This is a genomic window from Exiguobacterium sp. SH1S21 (assembly GCF_004337175.1).
Lineage (GTDB): Bacteria > Bacillota > Bacilli > Exiguobacteriales > Exiguobacteriaceae > Exiguobacterium > Exiguobacterium aurantiacum_A.
Genome location: NZ_SJUY01000005.1, coordinates 1 through 24,887, shown reverse-complemented (window position 1 = coordinate 24,887; position 24,887 = coordinate 1). Strand labels below are relative to the sequence as shown.

22 protein-coding genes and 1 other annotated feature are annotated in these 24,887 nt (G+C 51.4%); of the genes, 20 read left to right on the top strand and 2 right to left on the bottom strand.

The window, feature by feature from the left end:
* Positions 1–108: 108 nt before the first annotated feature.
* From EVJ24_RS08155 to EVJ24_RS08085, 15 genes are all read left to right on the top strand, one after another.
* Complete coding sequence (locus EVJ24_RS08155) at positions 109–795, top strand: hypothetical protein (RefSeq protein WP_131440874.1); 687 nt, start codon at positions 109–111, stop codon at positions 793–795.
* A gap of 67 nt (positions 796–862) precedes the next feature.
* Entirely contained in the window at positions 863–3,073 is a 2,211-nt protein-coding gene (gene recD2 / locus EVJ24_RS08150; RefSeq protein WP_201739225.1) for an SF1B family DNA helicase RecD2, read from the top strand.
* 310 nt (positions 3,074–3,383) lie between these two features.
* The gene (gene alaS / locus EVJ24_RS08145; RefSeq protein WP_131440872.1) at positions 3,384–6,026 is read left to right on the top strand and encodes an alanine--tRNA ligase; all 2,643 of its coding nucleotides are present in this window, start codon (positions 3,384–3,386) and stop codon (positions 6,024–6,026) included.
* A 37-nt stretch (positions 6,027–6,063) separates the two neighbouring features.
* Positions 6,064–6,330: an IreB family regulatory phosphoprotein gene (locus tag EVJ24_RS08140; protein WP_035386073.1), complete on the top strand. Its 267-nt coding sequence runs from the start codon at positions 6,064–6,066 to the stop codon at positions 6,328–6,330.
* Position 6,331: 1 nt separating this feature from the next.
* Positions 6,332–6,754, top strand: coding sequence for a Holliday junction resolvase RuvX (gene ruvX / locus EVJ24_RS08135; protein ID WP_070327649.1), 423 nt, complete (start codon positions 6,332–6,334; stop codon positions 6,752–6,754).
* A 13-nt stretch (positions 6,755–6,767) separates the two neighbouring features.
* Complete coding sequence (locus tag EVJ24_RS08130; protein WP_024369916.1) at positions 6,768–7,064, top strand: DUF1292 domain-containing protein; 297 nt, start codon at positions 6,768–6,770, stop codon at positions 7,062–7,064.
* 69 nt (positions 7,065–7,133) lie between these two features.
* Positions 7,134–8,273, top strand: a complete 1,140-nt coding sequence (mltG, locus tag EVJ24_RS08125; protein WP_131440870.1) for an endolytic transglycosylase MltG — start codon at positions 7,134–7,136, stop codon at positions 8,271–8,273.
* Positions 8,274–8,339: 66 nt separating this feature from the next.
* Positions 8,340–8,981, top strand: a complete 642-nt coding sequence (locus EVJ24_RS08120) for an O-methyltransferase (RefSeq protein WP_131440868.1) — start codon at positions 8,340–8,342, stop codon at positions 8,979–8,981.
* A 16-nt stretch (positions 8,982–8,997) separates the two neighbouring features.
* Positions 8,998–9,636 carry a uridine kinase gene (gene udk, locus EVJ24_RS08115; RefSeq protein WP_071399478.1) on the top strand — a complete coding sequence of 213 codons (639 nt, stop codon included), beginning with the start codon at positions 8,998–9,000 and terminating at the stop codon, positions 9,634–9,636.
* A 63-nt stretch (positions 9,637–9,699) separates the two neighbouring features.
* On the top strand, positions 9,700–10,191 hold the full coding sequence (gene greA, locus EVJ24_RS08110; RefSeq protein ID WP_131440866.1) for a transcription elongation factor GreA: 492 nt from the start codon (positions 9,700–9,702) through the stop codon (positions 10,189–10,191).
* A gap of 56 nt (positions 10,192–10,247) precedes the next feature.
* Positions 10,248–10,952: a 5'-methylthioadenosine/S-adenosylhomocysteine nucleosidase gene (mtnN, locus tag EVJ24_RS08105; RefSeq protein ID WP_131440864.1), complete on the top strand. Its 705-nt coding sequence runs from the start codon at positions 10,248–10,250 to the stop codon at positions 10,950–10,952.
* A gap of 76 nt (positions 10,953–11,028) precedes the next feature.
* The gene (locus tag EVJ24_RS08100; protein ID WP_131440862.1) at positions 11,029–11,988 is read left to right on the top strand and encodes a beta-ketoacyl-ACP synthase III; all 960 of its coding nucleotides are present in this window, start codon (positions 11,029–11,031) and stop codon (positions 11,986–11,988) included.
* On the top strand, positions 11,985–13,217 hold the full coding sequence (fabF, locus tag EVJ24_RS08095) for a beta-ketoacyl-ACP synthase II (RefSeq protein ID WP_071399481.1): 1,233 nt from the start codon (positions 11,985–11,987) through the stop codon (positions 13,215–13,217). Before EVJ24_RS08100 ends, fabF begins: the two co-directional genes overlap by 4 nt.
* 66 nt (positions 13,218–13,283) lie before the next feature.
* A complete protein-coding gene (locus tag EVJ24_RS08090; RefSeq protein ID WP_131440860.1) occupies positions 13,284–14,816 on the top strand; it encodes a peptide ABC transporter substrate-binding protein in 1,533 nt (510 codons plus the stop codon).
* Positions 14,817–15,019: 203 nt separating this feature from the next.
* A complete protein-coding gene (locus tag EVJ24_RS08085) occupies positions 15,020–16,684 on the top strand; it encodes a peptide ABC transporter substrate-binding protein (protein ID WP_131440859.1) in 1,665 nt (554 codons plus the stop codon).
* Positions 16,685–16,782: 98 nt separating this feature from the next.
* On the opposite strand, the gene trpS is transcribed toward EVJ24_RS08085, so the two are convergent.
* Complete coding sequence (trpS, locus tag EVJ24_RS08080; RefSeq protein ID WP_131440857.1) at positions 16,783–17,784, bottom strand: tryptophan--tRNA ligase; 1,002 nt, start codon at positions 17,782–17,784, stop codon at positions 16,783–16,785.
* Between the two features lie 47 nt (positions 17,785–17,831).
* Positions 17,832–18,039: a binding site (T-box leader), on the bottom strand.
* Between the two features lie 45 nt (positions 18,040–18,084).
* Positions 18,085–18,462 carry a DUF3899 domain-containing protein gene (locus EVJ24_RS08075; RefSeq protein ID WP_131440855.1) on the bottom strand — a complete coding sequence of 126 codons (378 nt, stop codon included), beginning with the start codon at positions 18,460–18,462 and terminating at the stop codon, positions 18,085–18,087.
* Between the two features lie 273 nt (positions 18,463–18,735).
* Between EVJ24_RS08075 and EVJ24_RS08070 the strand changes: the two genes are divergently transcribed.
* The 5 genes from EVJ24_RS08070 to EVJ24_RS08050 all read left to right on the top strand — a co-directional run bounded on the left by EVJ24_RS08070 (position 18,736) and on the right by EVJ24_RS08050 (position 24,653).
* Positions 18,736–20,352 carry a peptide ABC transporter substrate-binding protein gene (locus EVJ24_RS08070; protein ID WP_131440853.1) on the top strand — a complete coding sequence of 539 codons (1,617 nt, stop codon included), beginning with the start codon at positions 18,736–18,738 and terminating at the stop codon, positions 20,350–20,352.
* Positions 20,353–20,654: 302 nt separating this feature from the next.
* Entirely contained in the window at positions 20,655–21,581 is a 927-nt protein-coding gene (gene opp3b, locus EVJ24_RS08065) for an oligopeptide ABC transporter permease (protein WP_131440851.1), read from the top strand.
* On the top strand, positions 21,581–22,606 hold the full coding sequence (gene opp3C / locus EVJ24_RS08060; RefSeq protein ID WP_070327636.1) for an oligopeptide ABC transporter permease: 1,026 nt from the start codon (positions 21,581–21,583) through the stop codon (positions 22,604–22,606). Before opp3b ends, opp3C begins: the two co-directional genes overlap by 1 nt.
* 23 nt (positions 22,607–22,629) lie before the next feature.
* Positions 22,630–23,703, top strand: a complete 1,074-nt coding sequence (locus EVJ24_RS08055) for an ABC transporter ATP-binding protein (RefSeq protein ID WP_131440849.1) — start codon at positions 22,630–22,632, stop codon at positions 23,701–23,703.
* Entirely contained in the window at positions 23,703–24,653 is a 951-nt protein-coding gene (locus tag EVJ24_RS08050; protein WP_131440847.1) for an ABC transporter ATP-binding protein, read from the top strand. Before EVJ24_RS08055 ends, EVJ24_RS08050 begins: the two co-directional genes overlap by 1 nt.
* The last annotated feature ends 234 nt before the right edge of the window (positions 24,654–24,887 follow it).

Sequence of the window (24,887 nt, the reverse complement as noted above, 5' to 3'; positions counted from 1 at the left end):
TCCTTCATGGTTTCACTTCGACAGTTCCCGCTTTGATTCACCGAAAAACGTGCATAGCTTGTTTCAGGTTCGGGGAAAAGAAGGGGAACGCTAGAAAGGGGAGACATCATGCGCATACTTAGTCTATTCAGTGTCGTCGTATTTTTCATTGTCGAATGGTTCATGCTCGGACGTTTATTTACAGCGGTCGATGACCGGCTTGCCAGCGGGGAGTGGACGAACAACGTGCTGTACCGGGTCGTCATCGAGTCCGAGCGGGCGACGTCGACGCTTTTGTTATTGTTTGTGACGTTCCTCGTCGTCGGAATCCTCATGCATTGGCTATTGTCATCAAACCGGTCATGGACCAAGACGGTCGGGACGGTCGGGGTGGCGTGGGTCGTCCCAGCACTGCTCGCTCTCACCGCCTGGTTCATCCCGAACCCGTACGTTCAACTCGTTATCATCGTCTTGCAGCTCTCGTTCATCCCGCTCATCCCGTTCATCGGACAGACGGTACGGCTCGGTCACGTCGTTCTCAACTGGGGTGTTCACGTAGCGGCCGCCGGGCTCGTCTTCTTCATTCAACGACCGTCACTCGAGCAGCTGTTCCGCATCGAGCGGACCGAGCTATTTGATCGGCTCGAAGGATACGTCAACTCAGGTGAACTCGAACGGTTCGAGCGGTTGCTAGAGACCGTCGACTTGGAACAACTCGAACGCATCTTGAATCGGGTCGATATCGACCAATTGATTCGGTTGCTTGAGCGGCTCAATCTCGATCAACTCGAGCAAATCTTGAATCTATTCAGTTAGTCCATTTGTTCTACCGTTCGAACTCGGGCTATAATGGGGAATGGAAAACTAGCTGGAGGTGGCTCGAATGATAGCAGCACCTTACGAGTTGACAGGAAAAGTCATCCGCGTCCTGTTTCAATCGGAAGAAGAAGCGCATACTATTGCGCTCGTACGTATAAAAGAGAAAAATTTTGAGACAGACGAGACCGAAATGGTCATCGCCGGCGTCGGTGTCGGCATTGAGAAAGGCGAGACGTACAAAGCGCACGGCCGTCTCGTCGACCATCCACGGTTTGGCAAACAGATGAAAGCGGATTGGATCCGCCGTGTCGTCCCGATGACGAAGCGGGCCGCTGTCCGTTTTTTGACGAACGGATCGTTTCCGGGGATCGGCCAAAAGACGGCACAAAAAATCGCCGATACGCTCGGTGACGATTGTATCGACCAGATCGTCAAGCATCCCGATGTCTTATCGAAAATCGAAGGGTTGAAAGAAAAACAAGCCCGCGTCATCACCGAGCGGTTGAACGTCTTATACGGGGTCGACCAGCTGTTGCTGTTTTTAGCCCCGTTCGACGTGACCCCGCGACTCGCTTCAAAGATTCATAAAGAGTATGAAGGCCGCGCCATGGAGACGATTGAAAAGAATCCATACGCGCTCATGTATGACGTGCCAGGCATCGGCTTCAAGACGGCCGACGCTATCGCCGCTCACTTCGGGATTCAAGGCATCCATCCGGAGCGGATCGCGGCAGCGGTATTGTATGTGCTCGAACTCGAGCAAGGGAACGGACACTTGTTCGTCACGGCCGATCAACTCGCGAGCGAGATGCCTCGCATCATCGGTGGCGACCCGGGCGAGGCACTCAACGGCGCGCTCGAGACGCTCGTCAAAGATGAACGGATCATCGTCGAGGACGGCGTCGTCTATCATCCGCGCATCTACCGGGCTGAACGAAAAGCAGCCGAAGAACTGGCCCGGATCATGTCGACATCGACGACGGAAGACGTCGATATGACGACGATCTTTGATGCGGTCGGCCGAGTCGAGGAGATGTTCTCGATCGAGTACGCCAAACAACAGCGAGAAGCGATCGAGCTCGCCTTGAAGTCCCCGCTCATGGTGCTCACCGGCGGACCGGGAACAGGGAAGACGACCGTCGTCCGCGGCATCATCCACGCCCTGAGCGACGTGTTCGATTGGAAGCTCGAACCGGTACCGAATCAACCGTTCCCGTTCGTGCTTGCCGCACCGACCGGGCGTGCCGCTAAGCGGCTCAGTGAATCGACCGGGCTACCGGCTTCGACGATTCACCGGTTGCTCAAGTTCGACGGCAGCTCGTTCCAAGTCGATGACACGAACCCGCTCGTCGGCAAAGTGTTGATCGTCGACGAGGCCTCGATGATCGATATCTTCTTGTTCCGTAGCCTGCTGCGGGCCGTGCCGAATGGGATGAAGATCTTGTTCGTCGGTGACCGTGATCAACTCCCGTCGGTCGGACCGGGCCAAGTGCTCGCCGACTTGATGGCGACCGGCGGCATCCCTGTCGTCCGGCTCGACGTCGTCCACCGCCAGGCGTCCGAATCGAGCATCCTGCGTTTGGCGCACGCGCTCAACGCGAAACAAATGCCAGACGACTTGCTCGCGGCGTTGCCGGACCGCCGCTTCTATACAGCGAACCAAGAGACGGCGTTGCAGGCGATCTGTCAGATGGCCGGCGCCGCACTGCGAAAAGGCTATTCGCCGTTCGACATCCAAGTGCTCGCCCCGACGTATCGCGGAGTATGCGGCATCGATGGGTTAAACGAGGCGCTCCAAAATGTGTTCAATCCGAAGTCGGCAGCAAGGGAAGTAAAACACGGCAATCGGACGTACCGGAGCGGCGACAAAGTGCTCCAGCTCGTCAACAACGCCGAAGAGAACGTCTATAACGGTGATATCGGCGAGATCACGAACATCTTCTTCGCCAAAGAGAACGTCGACAAAGTCGATAAGATCTACATCCGCTTCGACCAGACCGAGGTCGAATACAACCGCAGCGAATGGGACCAGTTCACCCACGCCTATGCGATCACGATCCATAAGTCACAAGGCTCCGAGTTTCCAATCGTACTCATGCCCGTCTTCTTCAACGGCGGCTTCCGCTCGTCGCGCAACTTGATCTATACGGCCGTCACGCGGGCAAAGAAGAGTTTGCTCTTGTTCGGCGACGTCCGGGCGCTCGAGGCGGCGACGCGGGAAGAAGAGCCGGTGCGGCGGACAAAACTCGTCGAACGGCTTGGCGGCAAGTCTTGACGTCTGGTTTCTGACATGTGATAATGACCAATAGAAAACTGAAACGATTAAAGACGATGAAGGAAATGAGTAAGTCGTAACCGCCTCACCAGAGACATCTTCCTAGGCTGTGAGAAGATGGGGGTCGGTCGACCGAAGCTAGTCTGGAGTCCCCACTCACCCTGGGCGTCTCATCCGCGTTATCGGATGTTTCGAGGCACGGTAAATCCGTGCGAACGAGGGTGGTACCACGAAGCGATGCTTTCGTCCCTTTCCACAGGGACGGGCATCGCTTTTTTTTCGTTTCGTTCAGAATAAGGAGGAATTGTTGATGAAACCGCTCAAACCATTAACTGGCGCCGAGATTCGCCAAATGTATTTAGATTTCTTTAAGTCAAAAGGACACGCGGTCGAGCCGAGTGCCTCACTCGTACCGGTCGAAGACCCGACACTTCTTTGGATCAACTCAGGCGTCGCGACGCTTAAAAAATATTTTGACGGCCGTGTCATTCCGGCAAACCCGCGTATCGTCAACGCCCAGAAGTCGATTCGGACGAACGATATCGAGAACGTCGGGAAGACAGCGCGTCACCATACATTCTTCGAGATGCTCGGGAACTTCTCGGTCGGTGAATATTTCCGCGAAGACGCCATCAAATGGGGTTGGGAATTACTCACGAGCGACGACTGGTACGGGCTTGACCCGGACTTCTTGTCGGTAACGATTCACCCGGACGACGAGGAAGCGAAACAAATTTGGCTCGAGTTAGGTGTTCCTGCTGACCGGATCATCCCGCTCAAAGAAAACTTCTGGGAGATCGGCGAAGGCCCGTCTGGCCCGAATACGGAGATCTTCTTCGATCGCGGCCCGGCGTTCGGTGACGACCCGACCGACCCTGAACTTTATCCAGGCGGCGAAAATGAGCGTTACCTTGAAATTTGGAACATCGTCTTCAGCCAGTTCAACCATGACGGTCACGGTAACTACACCGAGCTCCCGCGTAAAAACATTGATACAGGGATGGGACTCGAGCGAATGGCGAGTGTGCTTCAAGACGTGCCGACGAACTTCGACACCGACTTGTTCATGCCGATCATTCGCGAGACAGAAAAAATCAGCGGTGAGACGTATCGGGCTAACAACAGTAAAGACGTAGCGTTCAAAGTCATCGCCGACCACATCCGGACCGTATCGTTCGCAATCGGGGACGGGGCACTCCCGTCAAACGAAGGCCGCGGCTACGTGTTGCGCCGTCTGCTCCGTCGTGCCGTCCGTTACGCGAAGATGCTTGGAATCGAGCGTCCGTTCATGTTTGAACTCGTCGACGTCGTCGGCGACATCATGGTCGACTTCTATCCAGAAGTGAGTGAGAAAAAGGACTTCATCAAAAAAGTCATCAAGAACGAAGAAGAGCGCTTCCACGAGACGCTTCACGACGGCCTTGCGATCTTGAACGAAGTCGCGAAAGCACAAAAAGCAACTGGATCGAACGTAATCAGCGGAGAAGACGCGTTCCGTCTATACGACACGTACGGTTTCCCGCTCGAGTTGACGATCGAATACGCAGAAGATCACAAGTTGACGGTCGATGAGGATGGATTCAAGCAAGCGATGAACGCACAACGTGAACGGGCCCGTACGGCACGTGCTGATGTCGAGTCGATGCAAATTCAATCCGGTGTCCTCGCTGACATCACGCTCCCGTCATCATTCGTCGGGTACACGAACCTTGAGTCTGAAGCGAAAATCGTCAGCTTGATTCATAACGGCGAGCTTGCGGACGTCGTCGCGGCAGGAGAAGAGGCGCAAGTCATCCTTGACCACACGCCGTTCTACGCCGAGAGCGGCGGTCAAGTCGGCGACAAAGGCCGAATCGTCGGGACGGACTTCGTCTTGCGCGTCACGGGTGTATCGAAAGCACCGAACGGTCAAAACTTGCATACGGTCGTCGTCGATTCAGGGATCGCCAAGGCTGAGGTCGCGGTGACGGCTACGGTAGATAAAGACGAGCGCCAAGCGATCATCAAGAACCATACGGCGACGCATTTGTTGCACCGCGCTTTGAAAGACACGCTCGGTGAGCACGTCAATCAAGCTGGCTCCCTCGTGACACCGGACCGTCTCCGCTTCGACTTCTCGCACTTCGGTCAAGTGACAGCGGAAGAACTCCAGTCGATCGAACGTCAAGTGAACGAGAAGATTTGGGCATCAATCGGTGTCGATATCGAAGAGATGAACATCGCCGACGCGAAAGCGAAGGGCGCGATGGCGCTGTTCGGAGAGAAGTACGGGGACGTCGTCCGCGTCGTCTCGGCCGGTGATTACTCGGTCGAGCTATGCGGAGGTTGCCACGTCGCCAACACGGCTGAAATCGGTTTGTTCAAAATTTTGTCTGAGTCAGGTATCGGGGCCGGGACTCGCCGGATCGAGGCAGTCACAGGCGCTGGCGCGTATGAAGTCATGAACCAACACATCGAGACGCTTGAAGCGGCTGCGAAACTGTTGAAGACGAAACCGTTCGAAGTGCCTACTCGCGTCCAAGCGCTTCAAGTTGAAATGAAAGAGACGGAACGTGCGACCGAGTCGTTGAAAGCCAAACTTGCGAACATCGAGGCGTCAACGCTCACGGATTCGATCGAGACGTACGGTGACGTCCAATTGATCGCCAAACGTGTCGACGGACAGGATATGGATGCGCTCCGAGGCATGGTCGACGAGTTGAAAGGAAAACTTGGATCAGCCGTCATCATTCTCGGATCAGCGAACGGTGACAAGGTCAACCTCGTCGCAGGTGTGACGAAAGACTTGAACGACCGCGGTTTCCACGCCGGGAAATTGATTAAAGAAGTCGCGACTCGTTGCGGTGGAGGCGGCGGCGGCCGTCCTGATATGGCGCAAGCCGGAGGTCGTGATGCGACAAAACTAGACGAAGCATTGAAGTTTGCTTCACATTACGTTCAATCACTGGCATAATAGAATGTGAAGTGCAAACGGAAAGAGGTGGATTCTTGTGAGCCAAATGGATCGCACGATGCAATTCAATTTTCCAGAAGATGATAATCGAGCCAATACTCGAGAGACACTGATCACTGTGTATCAAGCACTCGAGGAAAAAGGCTACCAACCGATCAATCAAATTGTCGGATACTTGTTGTCAGGTGACCCTGCCTACATTCCGCGTCATAACGATGCGCGAAACTTGATTCGCAAAATTGAGCGAGATGAACTGCTCGAAGAGTTGGTCAAATCGTATTTGAACGATCGGAAAGAGGACTAATATGAAGCGAGTTATGGGGCTTGATGTCGGTTCGAAGACGATTGGGGTCGCAGTGAGCGATCTCATGGGTTGGACGGCGCAAGGTGTGGAGACGGTCTATTGGACGGAACCCGACTTTGAACAGGCTGTTCGTTTGCTTCGACCGATTATCGAGCAGTACGATGTGAAAGAAGTCGTCGTTGGTCTTCCGAAGAACATGAACGCAACGATCGGTCCTCGGGGTGAGGCGTCACAGGCGTTTGCCGCCGCCCTCACCGAGGCGACCGGTTTGCCGACGGTTCTTGTCGACGAACGTTTAACGACGATGCAAGCGGAGCGGATGCTCATTTCAGCAGACGTCAGCCGTAAAAAGAGAAAGGCCGTCATCGATAAGATGGCAGCCGTCATGATTTTACAAAATTACCTGGATCGTCCAGGGAAATAAGGAGGAACTACGCATGGCAGAAATCCGTCGTGAAGAAGAAATGTACCGTATTCCAGATGAAAATGGAGACGAGCATTTATTTGCAGAAATTTTCCGTATGACGAGCGACCGTTCGAAAAAGACGTTTGTTGTCCTCGAACCAGTCGGTAACCCGGAAACAGAAGATGAAGATACAATCGAAGTTTACGCGTTTGAAATCGAAGAACTTGAAGATGGTGAGTTCATCTTGAAACTCGTCGAAGATGATGACGACTTTGAAGAAGTGATGGAAGCGTTCGACATCGTCAACGACGAAGTCGGATTAGACTAATAAATGGACGGGCGGCTAGGGTAAACCCTCGTCGCCCATCTTCATACAGAAGAACAGGGGAGAACACGCATGAACCATCCATCGATGCCTGATGAGAAGCGTGCGCGTAGCCGGATCGTTCGACGCATCACGGTTATTATCCTTGCTGTCTTTCTTCTTGTCATCGCCACGGGCGCCGCTGTCTCGTATGCATTCGTAAAGCGGTCACTTGAGCCGATCGATCCCGCTTCGTCCGAAACGGTCGAAGTCGAGGTTCCGCTCGGTGCAGGCTCAGGTTATATTGGCGAACTACTCGAAGAGAATGGACTTGTGAGGAATAGCACGATTTTCCGTTTATACACACGGTTTAAAAATGAGTCATCGTTCCAAGCGGGGACGTATACGCTGTCGCCGTCACAGTCACTTGACGAGTTGATCGCCACGCTGAAGACGGGTAAAGTGATCGTCGTACCTGACATCAAACTCGTCATTCCAGAAGGATTCACAATCGATCAAGTCATCGCGCGGCTCGCCAACGTGGCTGAAATTCCAAAAGAAGAGATTTCGGCACAGCTGAGCGATCAGGAATATATCCGTTCACTCGTTGCCGAACACGAGATGTTGACCGAAGAAGTGTTAGCAGAAGGGATTTATCATCCGCTCGAGGGCTACTTGTTCCCGGCCACGTATGAGTTCGACAAAGGTGTCACGCTCACACAAATCATCGATGAGATGCTTAAGCCGACCGAACAGCTTTATCTCGAGTATGCTGATACTGTCGAGGCGTCAGGACGTACGTTCCATGAGACGCTCGCCCTCGCTTCCGTCGTCGAAAAAGAAGCGGTATCGACAGAAGACCGTCAAGAGATTGCCGGCGTGTTTGAGAACCGGCTTGCGGACGGGATGAAGTTGCAGTCCGACCCGACCGTTTGGTACGGAACGGGTGAGACGTCAATTTTCACGTCGTTCAATGATTTGCAAAACGATTCATTGTATAACACGTACCGTTACGCAGGGATCCCGATTGGTCCGATTGCCTCGGTCAGTCGTGACGCGTTCGTAGCGACGCTCAACCCGAACGATACAGACAACGTTTATTTCTACGCACGGCCGCCTCGCGAAGGTTTCCCGAGCGGAGAAGTTCTGTTTGAAGTGACATATGAGGCACATCAACAGAACGTCAACAAATATCGCCCCGAATGGGAAGCGTTCGAAGAAGCGAACAACTGATAGATATGCGACCGGAGGCCTTGGCTTCCGGTCGTTTGAATGAATAGAGAGTAAGAGGTGTAAGACGTGGAACATTCATCCTATGAAGGATACGTGGAGGACTTGATTTTAAACCGGTCACCGCTCTTAGCGGAGATGGAAGAGTTTGCGCGCGTTCATCACGTGCCGATCATGGACTTGACCGGCTCAGAGGTGTTATTATCGTTACTCGCGATGCAACGGCCGCAGCGTATACTTGAAGTCGGGACGGCGATCGGATACAGTGCAATCCGCATGGCTGAGCTGTTGCCAGAGGCCGAGATCGTCACAATCGAACGCAACGCACGTCGTTACGAGGAAGCGCTCGGCTTTATCGGACGTTCGGACGTCTCGGACCGGATCACCATCATTCACGGCGATGCGGTCGAACTGATTGGGTCGATCGAAGGACCGTTTGATGCGGTTTTCATCGATGCAGCCAAAGGCCAATATCAAAAATTCTTTGATGGGTATGGCGCTTTAGTACCAATTGGTGGTACTATTTACAGCGATAATTTGTTTTTGAGAGGAGACGTCCTGCTCGAAGACGTGTCAGTTCTTGACCGTCGTAGACGCCGGCTCGTCCGTCTCGTAAAACAGTTTACTGAGCAATTGATGGCACGGACCGATTATCACACCGCGATTTTGCCTCTCGGTGATGGCCTAGCAATCAGTCGTAAATTACGATGAGGAGGATTTAACTTTGATGCAACATAAACCCGTCATTATCGGCGTGGCCGGTGGGACTGGATCTGGAAAGACGACCGTCGCCCGTGCACTCGTGGATGCGTTCAAAGGACAATCGGTCGTCATGATCGAGCAAGATGCCTACTATAAAGACCAGTCAGAAATGACGATGGAAGAGCGATATAAGACGAACTATGACCACCCGTTCGCATTCGACAACGATTTGTTGATCGAACAGATCAAGCAGTTGCAAAATCATCAAGCGATCGAGAAGCCGGTTTACGATTATGCGGCCCATACACGTTCGAACGAGACGATTTTGATCCAACCGGTCGACGTCGTCATCGTCGAAGGGATTTTAGCACTCGAGGACGACCGTCTTCGTGAGTTGATGGATATTAAAGTGTTCGTCGACACAGACGCCGATGTTCGGATTTTACGCCGGATGCAACGCGATCTTAACGAGCGGGGACGCTCGATTGATTCGGTCGTCGCGCAATATACGAACGTCGTCCGTCCGATGCACTTGCAATTTTGCGAACCGACGAAGCGCTACGCGGACATCATCGTCCCTGAAGGCGGCGAGAATTTTGTCGCCATCGATCTTCTCGTGACAAAGATCCGCTGGGTGCTTACGGAACGCAATCGAGCCTACTAAAATAAATCGTTTTCAATTTTGATGTGCTGTAATATACTAGGAGACAATGAAGGAGTGACAGACATGGCTGAAAAGCAACATTACATGACGTTAGAAGGACAAGACAAGATTGAACATGAATTGAATGAACTGAAGACAGTGCGCCGTAAAGAAGTCGTTGAAAGTATTAAGATTGCCCGTGACTTCGGAGACTTGTCTGAGAACGCTGAGTACGATGCAGCGAAAGAAGAGCAGGCTATGGTCGAAGGACGCATCGCACAACTTGAAGAGATGCTTCGTAACGCCGTCATCATCAAAGACGATGGTGCGGACAATTCAATGGTCGCAATCGGGAAAACGGTGACGTTTTTCATTCAAGCAGACAATGAAGACGAAACATATACAATCGTCGGCAGTGCCGAGGCTGACCCGTTCACAGGGAAAATCTCGAACGAATCACCGATCGCGAAAGCGCTTCTCGGTCGTACCGTTGGAGACGTCGTGAACGTGCAGACACCTGGCGGCGACATGGTCGCTGGCGGCGACATGGTCGTCGAAATTAAAGAAATCAAATAATGACTAAAAGAGCGACATCCAATTGGAGGTCGCTCTCTTTCTGAGGAGGCTATCACATGAAAATTGGAATCATCGGGGCGATGGAAGAAGAAGTGAACTTGCTTCGTAACGAATTGACAGAACGGACGGATACTGAGATTGCGAACTATCACTTCTATGAAGGATACCTTGGCAACGTCCAGGTCGTCATTTTAAAGTCAGGGATCGGAAAAGTGAACGCGGCCATCGGGACGACGCTCTTGCTCGATAAGTTCAAACCAGACGTCGTCATCAACACTGGTTCTGCCGGGGGCTTCAAGAAAGGGATGAAAGTCGGAGACGTCGTCGTCTCGACGGAAGTCCGCCACCACGATGTCGACGTGACAGCGTTCGGCTATGAGTACGGCCAAGTTCCGGGCATGCCTGCTGCGTATAAAGCGGACGCGCACTTGGTGGACGTCTGTAAGGAAGTCATTGAGAGCTTGCACGATGTGAACGTCCACACCGGGCTGATCGTCACAGGGGACTCGTTCATCAACGATTCGAAACGGGTCGCGGAAATTTTAGGACACTTTGATGGTGTCGCAGCCGTTGAAATGGAAGCGGCTCCGATCGCCCAGACGTGCCACCAGTTCGGAGTGCCGTTCGTCGTCACACGTTCAATCTCAGACAGCGCTGACGAAGAGGCGAACTTGTCGTTCGATGAATTTTTAGAGACGGCATCGATCAACTCGGCGAAAATGGTCATGGCGGTCACGAAACGGCTCGGACAAAGTGAATAATTCGAGAGGGATGCGTTGACATCCCTTTTTCATTCCCTTATATTAGTACCAGATACTAAGAATAGGGGTTATAGCTATGAACATTGGAATCATCGGCATCGGTTCATTCCTTCCGGATAACCGGGTCACGAACATCGATTTGGAAAAACGTATGGATACGAGCGACGAATGGATTCGGACCCGAACCGGGATCGAGGCGCGTCATTTGGCCGATGCGGACATGTCGGTAGCGGATATGGCGACTCGGGCCGCTGAACGGGCGCTTGCGAGCGCGGGGGTTGTAATCGAGGACATCGACGCGATTGTCTGCGCGACGGCGACGGCACCATCATTCCCAGCGACGGCTTGTCTCGTCCAAGCGAACTTAGGCGCGAAACGCGCCGTCGCATTTGACGTCAGCGCCGCCTGCAGCGGCTTCATCTTCGCGATGGATACGGCGAAGAGCTTGATGCAGTCGAAAGGCTTTAAACGTACACTCGTCATCGGAGCCGAAAAGATGGGCAATTTGATCGATTGGGACGACCGCTCGACTGCCGTCTTGTTCGGTGATGGCGCAGGTGCTGTCGTATTAGGCGAAGATGACATCGCGGCAATCGATTCGATCGTTCTTGGGAGCGATGGTACGGGTGGGAAGTTCTTATATGAGAATGCAGATGGTAAAATCGTCATGAACGGGCGCGAAGTGTTCAAGTTCGCGGTCCGGAAAATGCCGGACATCGTGTTAGAGGCGCTTCATCAAGCCGGTAAAGACATTGCCGACATGGACGTCTTAGTCCCGCATCAAGCGAACCGCCGCATCATTGACGCGGCGATAGAGCGGTTAGGGCTCGCTGAAGATAAAGTAGTCGTCACGATTCAAGACCATGCGAACACATCGGCCGCTTCGATTCCGCTCGCGCTTGCTGAAGCGGTTAAAATCGGGAAGGTCACTGCCGGACAAACGGTCGTCATTGCCGGCTTTGGTGCCGGGCTCACTTGGGGAGCGAGCTGTCTCACATGGAATAACGCTAAAATCACGGAGGAGATTTGTTCATGAAACGAGTAGTCATTACAGGGTTAGGTGTCGTATCACCGTTAGGCAATGATGTCACAGAAATGTGGGGTCGGCTATTGAACGGGGACAATGCGGTCGATACGTTGACGAAGATTGATATTAGCCAGTACCCGGCAAAAGTCGGCGCTGAAGTCAAAGAATGGAATATCGAGCATTTGGTTGAGCCAAAAGAAGCTCGGAAGATGGACTCGTTCATCCAATACTCAATTTTAGCAGCGGACGCCGCACATCGGGATAGTGGTCTAGATGTGACAGCGATGGCGGACAAAGTCGGGACGTGGATCGGGAGCGGCATCGGCGGCGTCGAGACGATCGATAAACAAGCGAGCATCTTGCATGAACGCGGACCACGCCGAATCAGCCCGTTTTTCATTCCGATGATGATCCCGAACATGGCGAGCGGACAAGTCTCGATCTACCTCGGGGCGAAAGGACCGAGCAACTGCTCGGTGACGGCTTGTGCTTCGGGCACGAACTCGATCGGTGAAGCGTTCCGGGTCATTCAACGCGGCGATGCGCTCGCGATGTTCGCAGGCGGGGCCGAAGCACCAATCACTCCGTTGTCGTTTTCAGGGTTCTGTGCCAATAAGGCGCTATCGACGAACCCAGATCCGGCGACGGCATGCCGTCCGTTCGATGCAAATCGTGACGGGTTCATCATGGGCGAAGGCGCAGGCGTCCTCGTTCTCGAAGAATATGAGCACGCGAAAGCGCGCGGTGCCAAAATGTATGCCGAAGTCGTCGGATACGGGATGAGCTCGGACGCCTACCATATCACGGCACCGTCACCGGAAGCGGAAGGCGGGTCGAAAGCGATGAGTGAAGCGATGCGTGACGCCGGAATCGCGCCGGAAGACGTCCAGTACATTAACGCCCACGGGACGAGCACACCACTAAACGATATGTTAGAAACGAAAGCGATCCGCAACGTGTTCGGGGAACATGCTGATCAGCTCGCCGTCAACTCGTCGAAATCGATGATCGGGCATTTGCTTGGTGCTGCGGGCGGCGTCGAAGCGGTCATCACGGCGTTGTCCATTCATGAGGGTCAGATTCATCCGACGATCAACTGTGACGAACCGGCAGAAAACTGTGACCTTGATTATGTTCGAGAAGGAAAGCGGGAACTTGATATTCAGTACGCACTGAGCAATTCACTCGGCTTCGGGGGCCATAATGCGACACTCGCATTCGCAAAAGTGACAGACTGATTGTAGAAAAATAGGTTAAAAACGGGTAGGGTATAAGGGTTGGTCTAACAGAAGGGAGAATGCCGAATGAAACGTTTTATCATCGGTGCCGCCTTGTTGGGTTCAGTCCTTATACTTTTTTTGATCATTTGGAACGGACAACGCGAGCAAGCACGTGAACTAGTACCGCAAGAAGAACAAGTCGTGACGATCCACGGGGAGACGTTACCGGAGCAGCCGAACACCTTACTCGCCATCGACCCGAGTTCCCAGACGATATTGTCTCATGTCTATGAGGGATTGTATCGTTTCGGGGCGGACGGTGAAATTGAACCGGGTCTCGTCGAGAAATTGACCCGGTCAGAGGACGGTGCGACGTACACGTTCTCGCTAAAGCCGAGTCAGACGGTGGGCGGCAAGGCGGTAACCGCCGAGACGTTCGTCGACCATTTCAGAAAACTCGCGGACGACGATACGAACTCACCGTTTAGTTTCTTACTTGAAGATGTTAAAAATGGAAAAGCGATCAGTCTCGGAACAGCCGAGCCGGAGACGCTTGGTATCAAAGCGGTCGATGCGCAGACACTCGAATTGACGCTCGAACGACCGATGGAAGGGTTCGAGGAGATTTTGGCAATGCCGGCGTTTCTTCCACAAACAGCCATCGGGGCTTGGCAAGAACTCGATGCGAACGGACCGTTTCAAATCGAATCGATCGATGCGGCCCAAGTGACGCTGACGAAAAATGAATCTTATCACGACGCAAGCAATGTCACGCTCGAGCGGATCATCATGTGGGCGGATGAAGCGCTCGGGACGGAAGCAACGGGCATTCACCCACTTCCTTATGGGACGGAAGAAAGCGTGATCGACTCACTTGAAAGTGAAATCATCGATGTACCTCGGAGCGGTGTCTTCTATTTGAAATCGAACGTCGATGAATATCCGTTCGATGACCCTGACTTCCGCCGGTCGCTCGCGATTGCGCTCGATCGAGAGGCGTTCACCGACACACTCGCCCGCGCCGAACAAACGACGGACCGGTTGCTCGTCACAGACCGCAGTGCGCAAGACGTCTCGTTTGAAGAAGATGCGTCTTCGTTGTTCGAGTCGGTCAAAGAACGCTACGAAGAAGAAACGATTGACATCGAATTACTCAGCTTTGTCGATGAAGAAGCGAGACAAATCGCCGAGACGATTGAAACCGAACTTGAAAAACTTCCGGGGCTGTCTGTTTCCATCACTGAACTGCCGCTCGGTGACAAAGTTAGGAAAGAAGTCGCAGGTGACTATGCGCTGTCGCTGTCTGGTTGGCAACCGGATTATCCGGCGTTCAGTGCTTATTTGACTCAATTTGAAACAGGAAATTATTTGAATTCGAGTGGTTATAAAGACGAGACGTTCGATCGGTTGATGGAGGAGGCACGCTCGACTGAGGTACTCGTGGCGCGGAATGAAGCGTATCGTCAAGCCGAAAAACGCTTGTTGGAAGAGGCAGTCGTTATTCCAATCTATCAAGCTGGAAGATCTTACGCGGTCGATTCCACATATGCGGAAATTGGATTTCCGGTCATCGGTCCTTCGTACGTCCTAACTTTTTCAAAAGTTTATAAAAAATGAGCTAAAAGCCCGTCTCCCTAGGCGGGCTTTTAGCCTATGGTAAAAATTTTTTAGAAAAATCAAAATAAATACTTTGCAAAATTATCAGAATATTGTATTATTGCATCAACGGGATTGTGGTAACAAATTTTGTAAAGTTAAATTTCAGAATTTTCTACCATCGTTCATTTCGTTAAAACGAAAATAATCAGGGGGTCATCGTAATGAATAAGAAAAAAGGTTTTGCATTAGCAACGTCGGTAACGCTTCTATCTAGCGCGTTCCTAGCAGCTTGCTCGGGTGGGGAAGAAGAAACAACGACAACAAACGGAGACGGAGGTTCAGAAGGTAGTGCAGATGAAGCGCAAGTCCTCAACTTGCTCGACAGTGCAGACATTCCTTCACTTAACCCAACTCTCGCGACTGACGCAGTATCGTTCAACGTCTTGAACAACGTTAACGAAGGTCTCTACCGTATGGACGAAGAAGACAACCCAACACCAGGGATGGCTGAATCACACGAAGTTTCTGAAGACGGTAAAACGTACACGTTCAAAATCCGTGAAGGCGCAACATGGTCTAACGGTGAGCCTGTAACGGCAAACGACTTCGAATACGCTTGGAAAGAAGTTCTTAATCCGGACAACGGATCACAATATGCTTACGTCATGTCTGTCATCGAAGGTGCTGAAGCTTACAACTTGGGCGAAGGCGAGCGCGACGCGGTCGGCGTTACAGCAACTGACGATCAGACACTTGAAGTTAAATTGACAGCACCAGCTGAATACTTCCTTGGTCTCACAAGCTTCGGCGTATTTATGCCTAAACTTGAAGCGTTCGACGCAGAACAAGGCGAGAACTTCGGTACGTCTGCAGAGACGACGCTCTACAACGGACCGTTCAAACTCGAAAGCTGGGAGCGCGAGCAAGGCTGGAAAATGGTCAAAAACGACGACTACTGGGATGCTGAAGCCGTCAAACTCGACGAAATCGACGTTAAAGTCGTTAAAGAAGTTTCAACGGGCGTCAACTTGTACGAAAACGGTGACGTTGACCGCACTGGTTTGACTTCTGAACTCGTTGCTCAATACCAAGACAGCGAAGAATTCTCGACTGTCGTTGAACCGACACTCTTCTACCTCCAGTTCAACACTGAAGTTGAAGCGTTCGACAACCAAAATATCCGTAACGCGATCGACCGTGCTTACGATAAAGCAGCAATCTCTGAAACGCTTCTCGCGAACGGTTCAGTACCTGCGAACTACCTCGTACCGAAAGACTTCGTAACAGGCCCAGACGGTGCAGACTTCCGTGAAGCGAACGGCGACATCGGTGGTTACAACGTTGAAGAAGCACAAAAACTTTGGGAAGCAGGACTTGAAGAGCTCGGGACAGATTCTGTCGAAATCGAACTCCTCAACTACGACTCAGAGTCTGCGAAGCAAATCGGTGAGTTCATCAAAGGTGAACTTGAGAAGAACCTTCCAGGCATGACGCTTACAATCAAGCAACAACCGTTCAACAACAAACTCGACCTCGAGAACAAAGGTGACTTTGAGCTTACATTCGCAGGCTGGGGACCTGACTACCAGGATCCAATGACGTTTGTTGACCTCTTCGTAACTGACGGACCATACAACCGTGGTAAGTGGTCGAACGAAGAATTCGATGCACTCATCGAGTCTGCGAAAGCGAACACAGATGCTGAAGCACGTTGGAAAGAGCTTCAAGATGCAGAGAAAATCGTTCTTGAAGAGAACGCGATCTCGCCAGTTTACCAACGCGGATCAGCTCGTCTCACGAAGCCGTACGTTAAAGGAATCGTTGAACACGGATTCGGCGCTGACTACTCGTACAAGTGGGCATTCATCGAAGGCAAAGAGCAATAAGCAACATCCACAAGAAAGAGACAGGGACGCCTGTTTCTTTCTTTTTTTGTGTTCTTCCATAAAGAAGCCGCCCAACGCATACGTTGGGCGGCTCTGTCTTATTTTTTCACTTTGGCACGTTTTCGGCTTAAGCCCATCGCTTTCTCGATCTTGGCGAGGTTCTTGTTCGCGACCGCTTCGGCTTTCTCACGTCCCGAGTCAAGGATCGCATCAAGCTCTGACGAGTCGACGAGTTCGTGATAGCGCGCTTGAATCGGTTCGAGCATGGCGACGACCGCTTCGGCGACGTCTTGCTTGAACGTTCCGTAGTTCGAGTCTGCGTATTGAGTCACGAGATCTGCTATCGAAGTACCCGTCGATAACGAGTAAATCTCGAGCAAGTTCGAGATGCCCGGCTTATTCTCCCGGTCGAAGCTGATGACGCCGCTCGAGTCCGTGACGGCGCTCTTGATTTTTTTACGGATGACGTTCGGTTCGTCAAGCATCGAGATGAAGCCTTTGATGTTCGCATCCGATTTCGACATCTTCTTCTCGGGGTTCGTCAAACTCATGATCCGAGCCCCTTCTTTTTGAATGAGCGGCTCAGGAATCTTGAACGTCTCATAATAGCGTTTGTTGAATCGTTCGGCCAAGTCGCGCGTTAGTTCGATATGTTGTTTTTGATCGTCACCGACCGGTACGAGCTCTGTCCCATAAAGTAGAATGTCCGCCGCCATGAGTGTCGGATAGATGAACAGCCCGGCCCCGACGTTATCGCTACCTTGCGATTTATCTTTGTACTGCGTCATCCGACCGAGTTCGCCCATCCCAGCGATACACGTCAACATCCATCCGAGTTGGGCGTGCGCTTTTACTTCTGACTGGACGAAGATCGTTGCCTTCTCAGGGTCAAGTCCGCAGGCGAGATAGAGCGCCGCCAGCTTGCGGGTGTTGTCCATCAGCTCGACGCGGTCAAGTTGGACCGTGATCGAGTGAAGATCGACGATACAATAGTACGCGTCATGTTCTTCTTGAAGATCGACGAATTGTTTCATCGCCCCTAAGTAGTTACCGAGCGTCACGACGCCGGTCGGTTTAATGCCTGAAAATATCGTTGCCATGCCTACACCTCCATAAAATATAAAAAACCGCAGTTCTCCGCCCGAAAAATCGGGACGAATAACCGCGGTGCCACCCAAATTTGCATGAAATCATGCCACTTGATCGCGTTAACGGGCGTAACCGTCTCACCGTACTACCATTCAGGTGAGCCACTCTGAAGTCCATTCGCTTGAACGCTCTCCGTCTACTCGCAGCAACGTAGACTCTCTGGGGGAGAGGGAGTTCGAGGTACTTGTCTTCTTCCTTGTGTTTCCTATGTTCTGCATTTAGTTTAGCATATTGGCGGAAAAACAAAAAGGTCAAACGAGGGTGATGACGTATGACAGAATCACACTGCCAATCCCGACGTATACCCAACGCCAAGCCGACTGTTTACGGGCGGAACGTTCTTCTTTCATCTCGTCGTCGTCTTTTTCGTCTTCTTCATAATCGGAATCGATTTCCTTTAGTTTGGCGCGGCGATTTCGTTTAAACCCGTACATAATCCCGTCGAACAATCCTGAAGCGCTCATCTGTGAGAACATCCCGTACGCGAAGACGATCATGCCGGCGACGAACAAGCCGCCGCTCAAATGAAACGCGAACGATTCCGCGCGGTAATACGATACGTACGACCAAACCGTATAGGCAATTGTGACAATTCCCCAAACGATTAATATACTTCTAAAATTTTTCAATGTGACAAACTCCTTTCAACGTGATGACGCCAATTTATCACGTTTGCTTATGGTTCTATGATACGCGTAGTCCCGCTATTATGGCGAGAAGGAAGTTTTTTTAAATGACAGCGGTTTATTCCATAGTTGACAGTTTGATTAAAAATTTTTTACAATAGCCCTAACGTTCTTTCGTCGGATACTTTATGTAATATTCAGAAAATTAAAGAAAAAGAGTAAGATGTTAGTCCGACGGAATGCTAAGCTTCACGAGATTAGAAAGGGGACATCGCAATGAAGAAAAAATCGATTTTGCTAATGATGACACTCATCTTAGCGCTCGGTTCAGTGCTCGCCGCTTGCTCGACTGGCGGAGACTCTGACGGCGGTTCGTCTTCGAACGGAGAGAAAGTACTTCGTTTGACGGACACGTCTGACATTACTACAGCCGACCCGGCGCTCGCAACGGACGCAGTCGCGTTCAACTTGATCGCCAACACAATGGAAGGTCTTTACCGTCTTGACCAAGAAGGGCAAGCCGTTCCAGCCATCGCTGAAGGAGAGCCTGAATTGAACGAAGACGAAACCGTCTACACGTTCACGCTTCGTGACGCCGAATGGTCAAACGGTGAGCCGGTTACAGCGAATGACTTCGTTTACGCTTGGCAACGTGCCGTGGACCCAGAAACTGGTTCGCAATATGCGTATATCATGAACACGGTAAAAAATGCCGAAGCGATCAACACGGGTGACCTTCCTAAAGAAGAACTCGGTGTGAAAGCAATCGATGAGAAAACGCTAGAAGTTACACTCGAGCGTCCGGACCCATCGTTCGTCTCACTCACATCGTTCGGTACGTTCACACCGATCAATGAAGCGTTCGCAACTGAGCAAGGAGCGGACTTCGCAAAAAACACAGAGAACCTTCTCTACAACGGTCCGTTCACATGGTCAGAGTGGGATCGTGAACAAGGCTATGTCTTGACGAAAAACGATACGTACTGGGATGCCGACAACGTCGCTCTCAACAAAGTCGACGTTCGCGTCGTCAAAGATACGTCAACGGTCGTCAACTTGTATGAAGCAGGCGATGTTGATTACGCAGGCCTCGCGTCTGAGCAAGTCGCTGCTTTCCAAGAAGACGAAGACTACAACACAGGACTTCGTTCAGCAATTGGTTACTTCAAGTTCAATCATGAAGATGAAGTATTCGCTGATGTGAACGCACGTAAAGCAATCGCTCGTGCCGTTGACCCGGCCGGTATCATCGACCAACTGTTGAACAACGGTTCAATCGCAACGACTTCGTTCATCCCGAAAGAATTCATCAAGTATGAAGACGGAACGGATTACACAGAAGGCGTCCAACACTTCGAGACAAACACTGATGAAGCAGCAACGCTTTGGGAAGAAGCAACTGGTGGCGAAGCGACCACAATCGAATTGCTTTCATTCGACAGTGAAGTTTCAAAACAAATCTCAGAGTACATGAAAGGCCAAATCGAGTCGAACTTGCCGAACGTAACGGTCAACATCTCGCAACAACCGTTCAACAACAAGCTCGAACGCGAAGCGAACGGGGACTACCAGATGTCATTCGCCCTTTGGGGACCTGACTATCAAGACCCGCTCACTAACCTTGGCATCTTCACGTCAGACAACGGTCAAAACGACATCAAGTACAAGTCAGCAGCATACGACAAGTTGATCGATGAAGCTTCGGCTGAAACAGAGATCGATGCTCGTTACGACAAATTCAAAGAAGCAGAAACGCTCTTGATTGAACAAGACCAAGCGATCATGCCGATCTACCAGGCCGGTGTCGCTTACTTGATCCGTCCAAACATCGAGAACTTCAACCGTCAACTTTTCGGTGCTGATTACCAGTACAAATACGTTGATATCAACTAAATAGGAGAGGGGACATGCGCAAGCATGTCCCCACTTTTCTAAAAAAAAAATCGAATTGAGAGAAAATACTATTCAAATGTTTTGTTGGTAAAGTATAATGGAGTAACAGTGAAAATTCAGAATACTTCAGAAACTGAGGGTTTTGTGATTTTCATATGCTGTGCTAAGAGCCTTGAGATGACGTTTGACCTATTCTTTCAGAAAATTCCTTTCATTTTGTGAATTCAAGAAATGGGAAATATGTCATAGTGACGCTGTTGGTGCAAGCATAGACACAATTAGAAAAACAGGGGGTTTTTATTATGGGACGTTATATTCTTCAGCGGCTGGTTTACGGCCTCATCACGTTCTTCTTGATTGCGACGTTCACATTTTTCCTGATGGACCTGCTTCCAGGTTCACCGTATCAGAACCAGGAAAAATTGACGGAAACGCAAATTCAGATCTTGAACGATCGTTACGGACTCAATGATCCGCTTCCAGTTCGTTATGCGACTTACTTAGGGAACCTTGTCCAAGGCGACCTCGGCGTATCGTTCCGTACGGCCAACCGGCCAGTGACGGAGTTGATCATGGAACGAATCGGACCATCGGCCCAGTTAGGTATTCAGGCACTAGTGCTTGGTACGCTGACAGGACTATTGCTCGGGATCGTTGCAGCGATTCGCCATAACACGTACATCGATTATGGTTCAATGTTCGTGTCGGTAATCGGGATCTCTGTCCCGTCGTTCGTCTTTGCGGCCCTCCTTCAATACTACGTTGGGGTAAAATGGGGCGTATTGCCTGTCGCGTTCTGGGACTCGCCGGCGCATACGATCCTTCCGACCATCTCATTGTCGCTCGGGGTCACCGCGTCGATCGCCCGTTTCGTACGGACCGAGATGCTAGAAGTGACCGGACAAGACTATGTCACGCTCGCGAAAGCGAAAGGATTAACCGGGAATGCAATCGTGTGGAAACATATGGTGCGTAACGCCATGATTCCAGCGATCACAATCCTTGGACCGATGACGGCTGCGCTACTCACAGGTACGTTCGTTATCGAGAAAATCTTTGCCGTTCCGGGACTTGGTGAATTGTTTGTAACGTCGATCACGTTGAATGACTATTCGGTCATCATGGGCACGACGCTCTTCTTCTCGGCTCTGTTCATTGTAATTATTTTACTTGTTGACTTGCTCTACGGAGTCGTTGACCCACGTATTCGTCTTGGGGGGGATAACTGATGATTGAAAATAAAAAAGATTTCGAGCAGTTCGACCAAGACATGTTCCAACGTGTCGAGATGAACGAACAGCTCGGTGAACGAATTGCCGGGAAAAGTTTGAACTTCTGGCAAGATGCATGGCTTCGTCTTAAGAAAAACAAAGCGGCCATCTTCTCGCTGTCGATCATTTTAATTTTAGTGTTGCTCGCGTTGTTCGGTCCGATGCTTTCAGCCCGTGACGCCTATGAACAAAATATCTCACAAGCGAAACTACCGCCTAAAGTCACAGGACTTGAGTGGGCCGGATTTGACGGCATGGCCAACCTCGGTGGGCGTGACATCAACTTCTATGAACAGAAAAACGTCGAAGAGAACTTCTGGTTCGGTACCGATTACCTCGGGCGTGATCTTTGGTCGCGTGTTTGGGAAGGGACTCGTATCTCGCTCTTCATCGGTTTGATGGCCGCAATCATCGATACGGTCATCGGTGTCGCTTACGGCGGCGTCTCGGCTTACTTCGGTGGCCGCATTGACAACATCATGCAACGGATCGTCGAGATTTTGACTGGCGTTCCTAACTTGATCTTGATCATCTTGTTCATCTTGATCTTTGACCCAGGTGTCTTCACCATTATCTTGGCGATGGCCATCACCGGCTGGATCGGGATGAGTCGACTCGTCCGCGGTCAGATTTTGAAACTGAAAAACCAAGAGTTTGTGTTGGCTGCCCGTACGCTCGGTGCTTCAAGTAACCGTTTGATTTTCAAACACTTGATCCCGAACACGCTCGGTGCGATCATCATCACACTCATGTTCACGATTCCATCTGCCATCTTCTTCGAGGCGTTCCTCAGCTTCATCGGGATCGGACTTCAACCGCCACAAGCGTCACTTGGTACGTTGATCAACGACGGATACAAAGAGCTACGGACGTTCCCGTACTTGCTCGTCATCCCGTCAATCATCATCGTCTTGCTCATGGTCAGCTTCAACTTGCTCGCCGATGGCTTGCGTGATGCGTTCGACCCGAAAATGCGTAAATAATTTAAACAGAGGGGGACTCGTGCATGGAAACGATTTTATCTGTCCGAGACTTAGCGGTCTCGTTCCATACGTATGCCGGAACGGTACAAGCCGTCCGCAACGTATCGTTTGATTTGAAAAAAGGCGAGACGCTCGCAATCGTTGGTGAATCGGGTTCTGGTAAATCCGTCACATCGAAAGCGATCATGCGTCTCATTCCGAACCCGCCAGGTGAGATCACGAACGGAGAAATTTTGTTCGAAGGAAAAGACTTGGCGAAGTTGTCAGAAAAAGAAATGTTGAAAATCCGAGGGCGCGACATCGCGATGATCTTCCAAGATCCAATGACGTCACTCAACCCGACGATGACAATCTTCAAACAGATTGCCGAAGGATTGAAGCAACACCAAGGATTGACGGGTGAAGATGCGAAGAAGCGTACGCTCGAATTGCTCACACTCGTCGGGATTCCGAACCCAGAGGCACGTCTTAAACAATATCCGCACCAACTTTCAGGCGGTATGCGTCAACGGATCGTCATCGCGATCGCGCTCGCATGTAACCCGAAAGTGTTGATTGCCGATGAGCCGACGACGGCACTCGACGTGACGATCCAAGCCCAAATTTTAGAATTGTTGAAAGACATTCAGCAAAAAACGGGTACGGCTATCATCTTCATCACGCACGACCTCGGTGTCGTCGCGAACATGGCTGACCGTGTCGCCGTCATGTACGCCGGTAAAATCGTCGAAAGAGGAACGGTCGATGAGATCTTCTATGAGCCGCGTCACCCGTACGCTTGGGGACTGCTCGGATCGATGCCGCGTCCGACCGATGATCCGAACGAAGCGCTCCCGGCCATCCCGGGCACGCCGCCTAACTTGCTTGACCCGCCGAAAGGTGACGCGTTCGCACCGCGTAATCCGTATGCGATGAAGATTGATTTCGAGAAAGAACCGCCGATGTTCCAAATTAGCGATACACACTATGCAGCGAGCTGGCTCTTGCACCCACAAGCACCGCAAGTGACGCCGCCGCGAGCGATCCGCGATCTCGCGCTCAAATATCGTCCTGACAGCGCGTTCGCGAAATCGATTTTGAAAGGTGGTGCTGAATAATGGAACGTGAGAAATTATTAGAAGTACGAGACCTGAAGCAGCACTTTAAAATTGGCCGAGGCCGCGTCGTCAAAGCGGTCGACGGCATCTCGTTCGATATTTACAAAGGTGAAGTGCTCGGTCTCGTTGGAGAGTCGGGTTGCGGTAAATCGACGACAGGTCGTACGATCATCGGCCTTTACGATGCAACCGACGGCGATGTTCTTTTCAAAGGTGAGAACGTCCACGGGAAAAAGAATAAGGCTGAGAAGTTGAAATTCAACCGGGCTATGCAGATGATCTTCCAAGATCCGTATGCGTCGCTCAATCCGCGGATGACGGTCGCTGATATCATCGCTGAAGGCATCGATATCCACGGCCTTGCCAAGACGAAAGAAGACCGGATGAACCGTGTGTACGACCTTCTCGAGACGGTCGGCCTCACGAAAGAGCATGCGAGCCGTTACCCGCACGAATTCTCAGGCGGACAGCGTCAGCGGATCGGGATTGCCCGGGCGCTCGCTGTTGAACCGGACTTCATCATCGCCGATGAGCCGATCTCAGCACTCGACGTGTCGATCCAAGCTCAAGTCGTCAACTTGATGAAAGAGTTGCAACGTGAACGTGATCTCACGTACTTGTTCATCGCCCACGATTTGTCGATGGTCAAGTATATCTCGGACCGGATCGGAGTTATGTACCAAGGTCACCTCGTCGAGCTTGCACCGGCAGAGCGCCTGTACGAGAACCCGATTCACGCTTATACGAAATCGCTCTTGTCTGCGATCCCTCTTCCGGATCCAGAACATGAACGGACACGTAAGCGGATCGTCTACGAGTCTGGCTCACTTGGTGCTGTCGGACGGTCGGATGAAGATTCGAGCATCCCTGCGCTTCGCGAAGTCGAACCAGGTCACTATGTTTCGCTCACAGACGCAGAATATGAGGCGTATAAAGCCCAGCTCGTCTAATACGAAAAGCCCTAAAATGAACTGCCCCATAAAAGTTGGACATAAAAATCCAACTTTTATGGGGTGTTTTTATGGTCAAATTTACGAAGGCTTTCAAAATTCATGTGGCCGAACGCTACTTGACGGGCAAAGACGGATGCACAACGTTAGGAAAAGAGTTCGGGGTGGACCGTAAGAAAGTCAGTCAATGGGCACTCCTCTATGAGCGCTGGGGCGAGACGATCTTCGATCCGT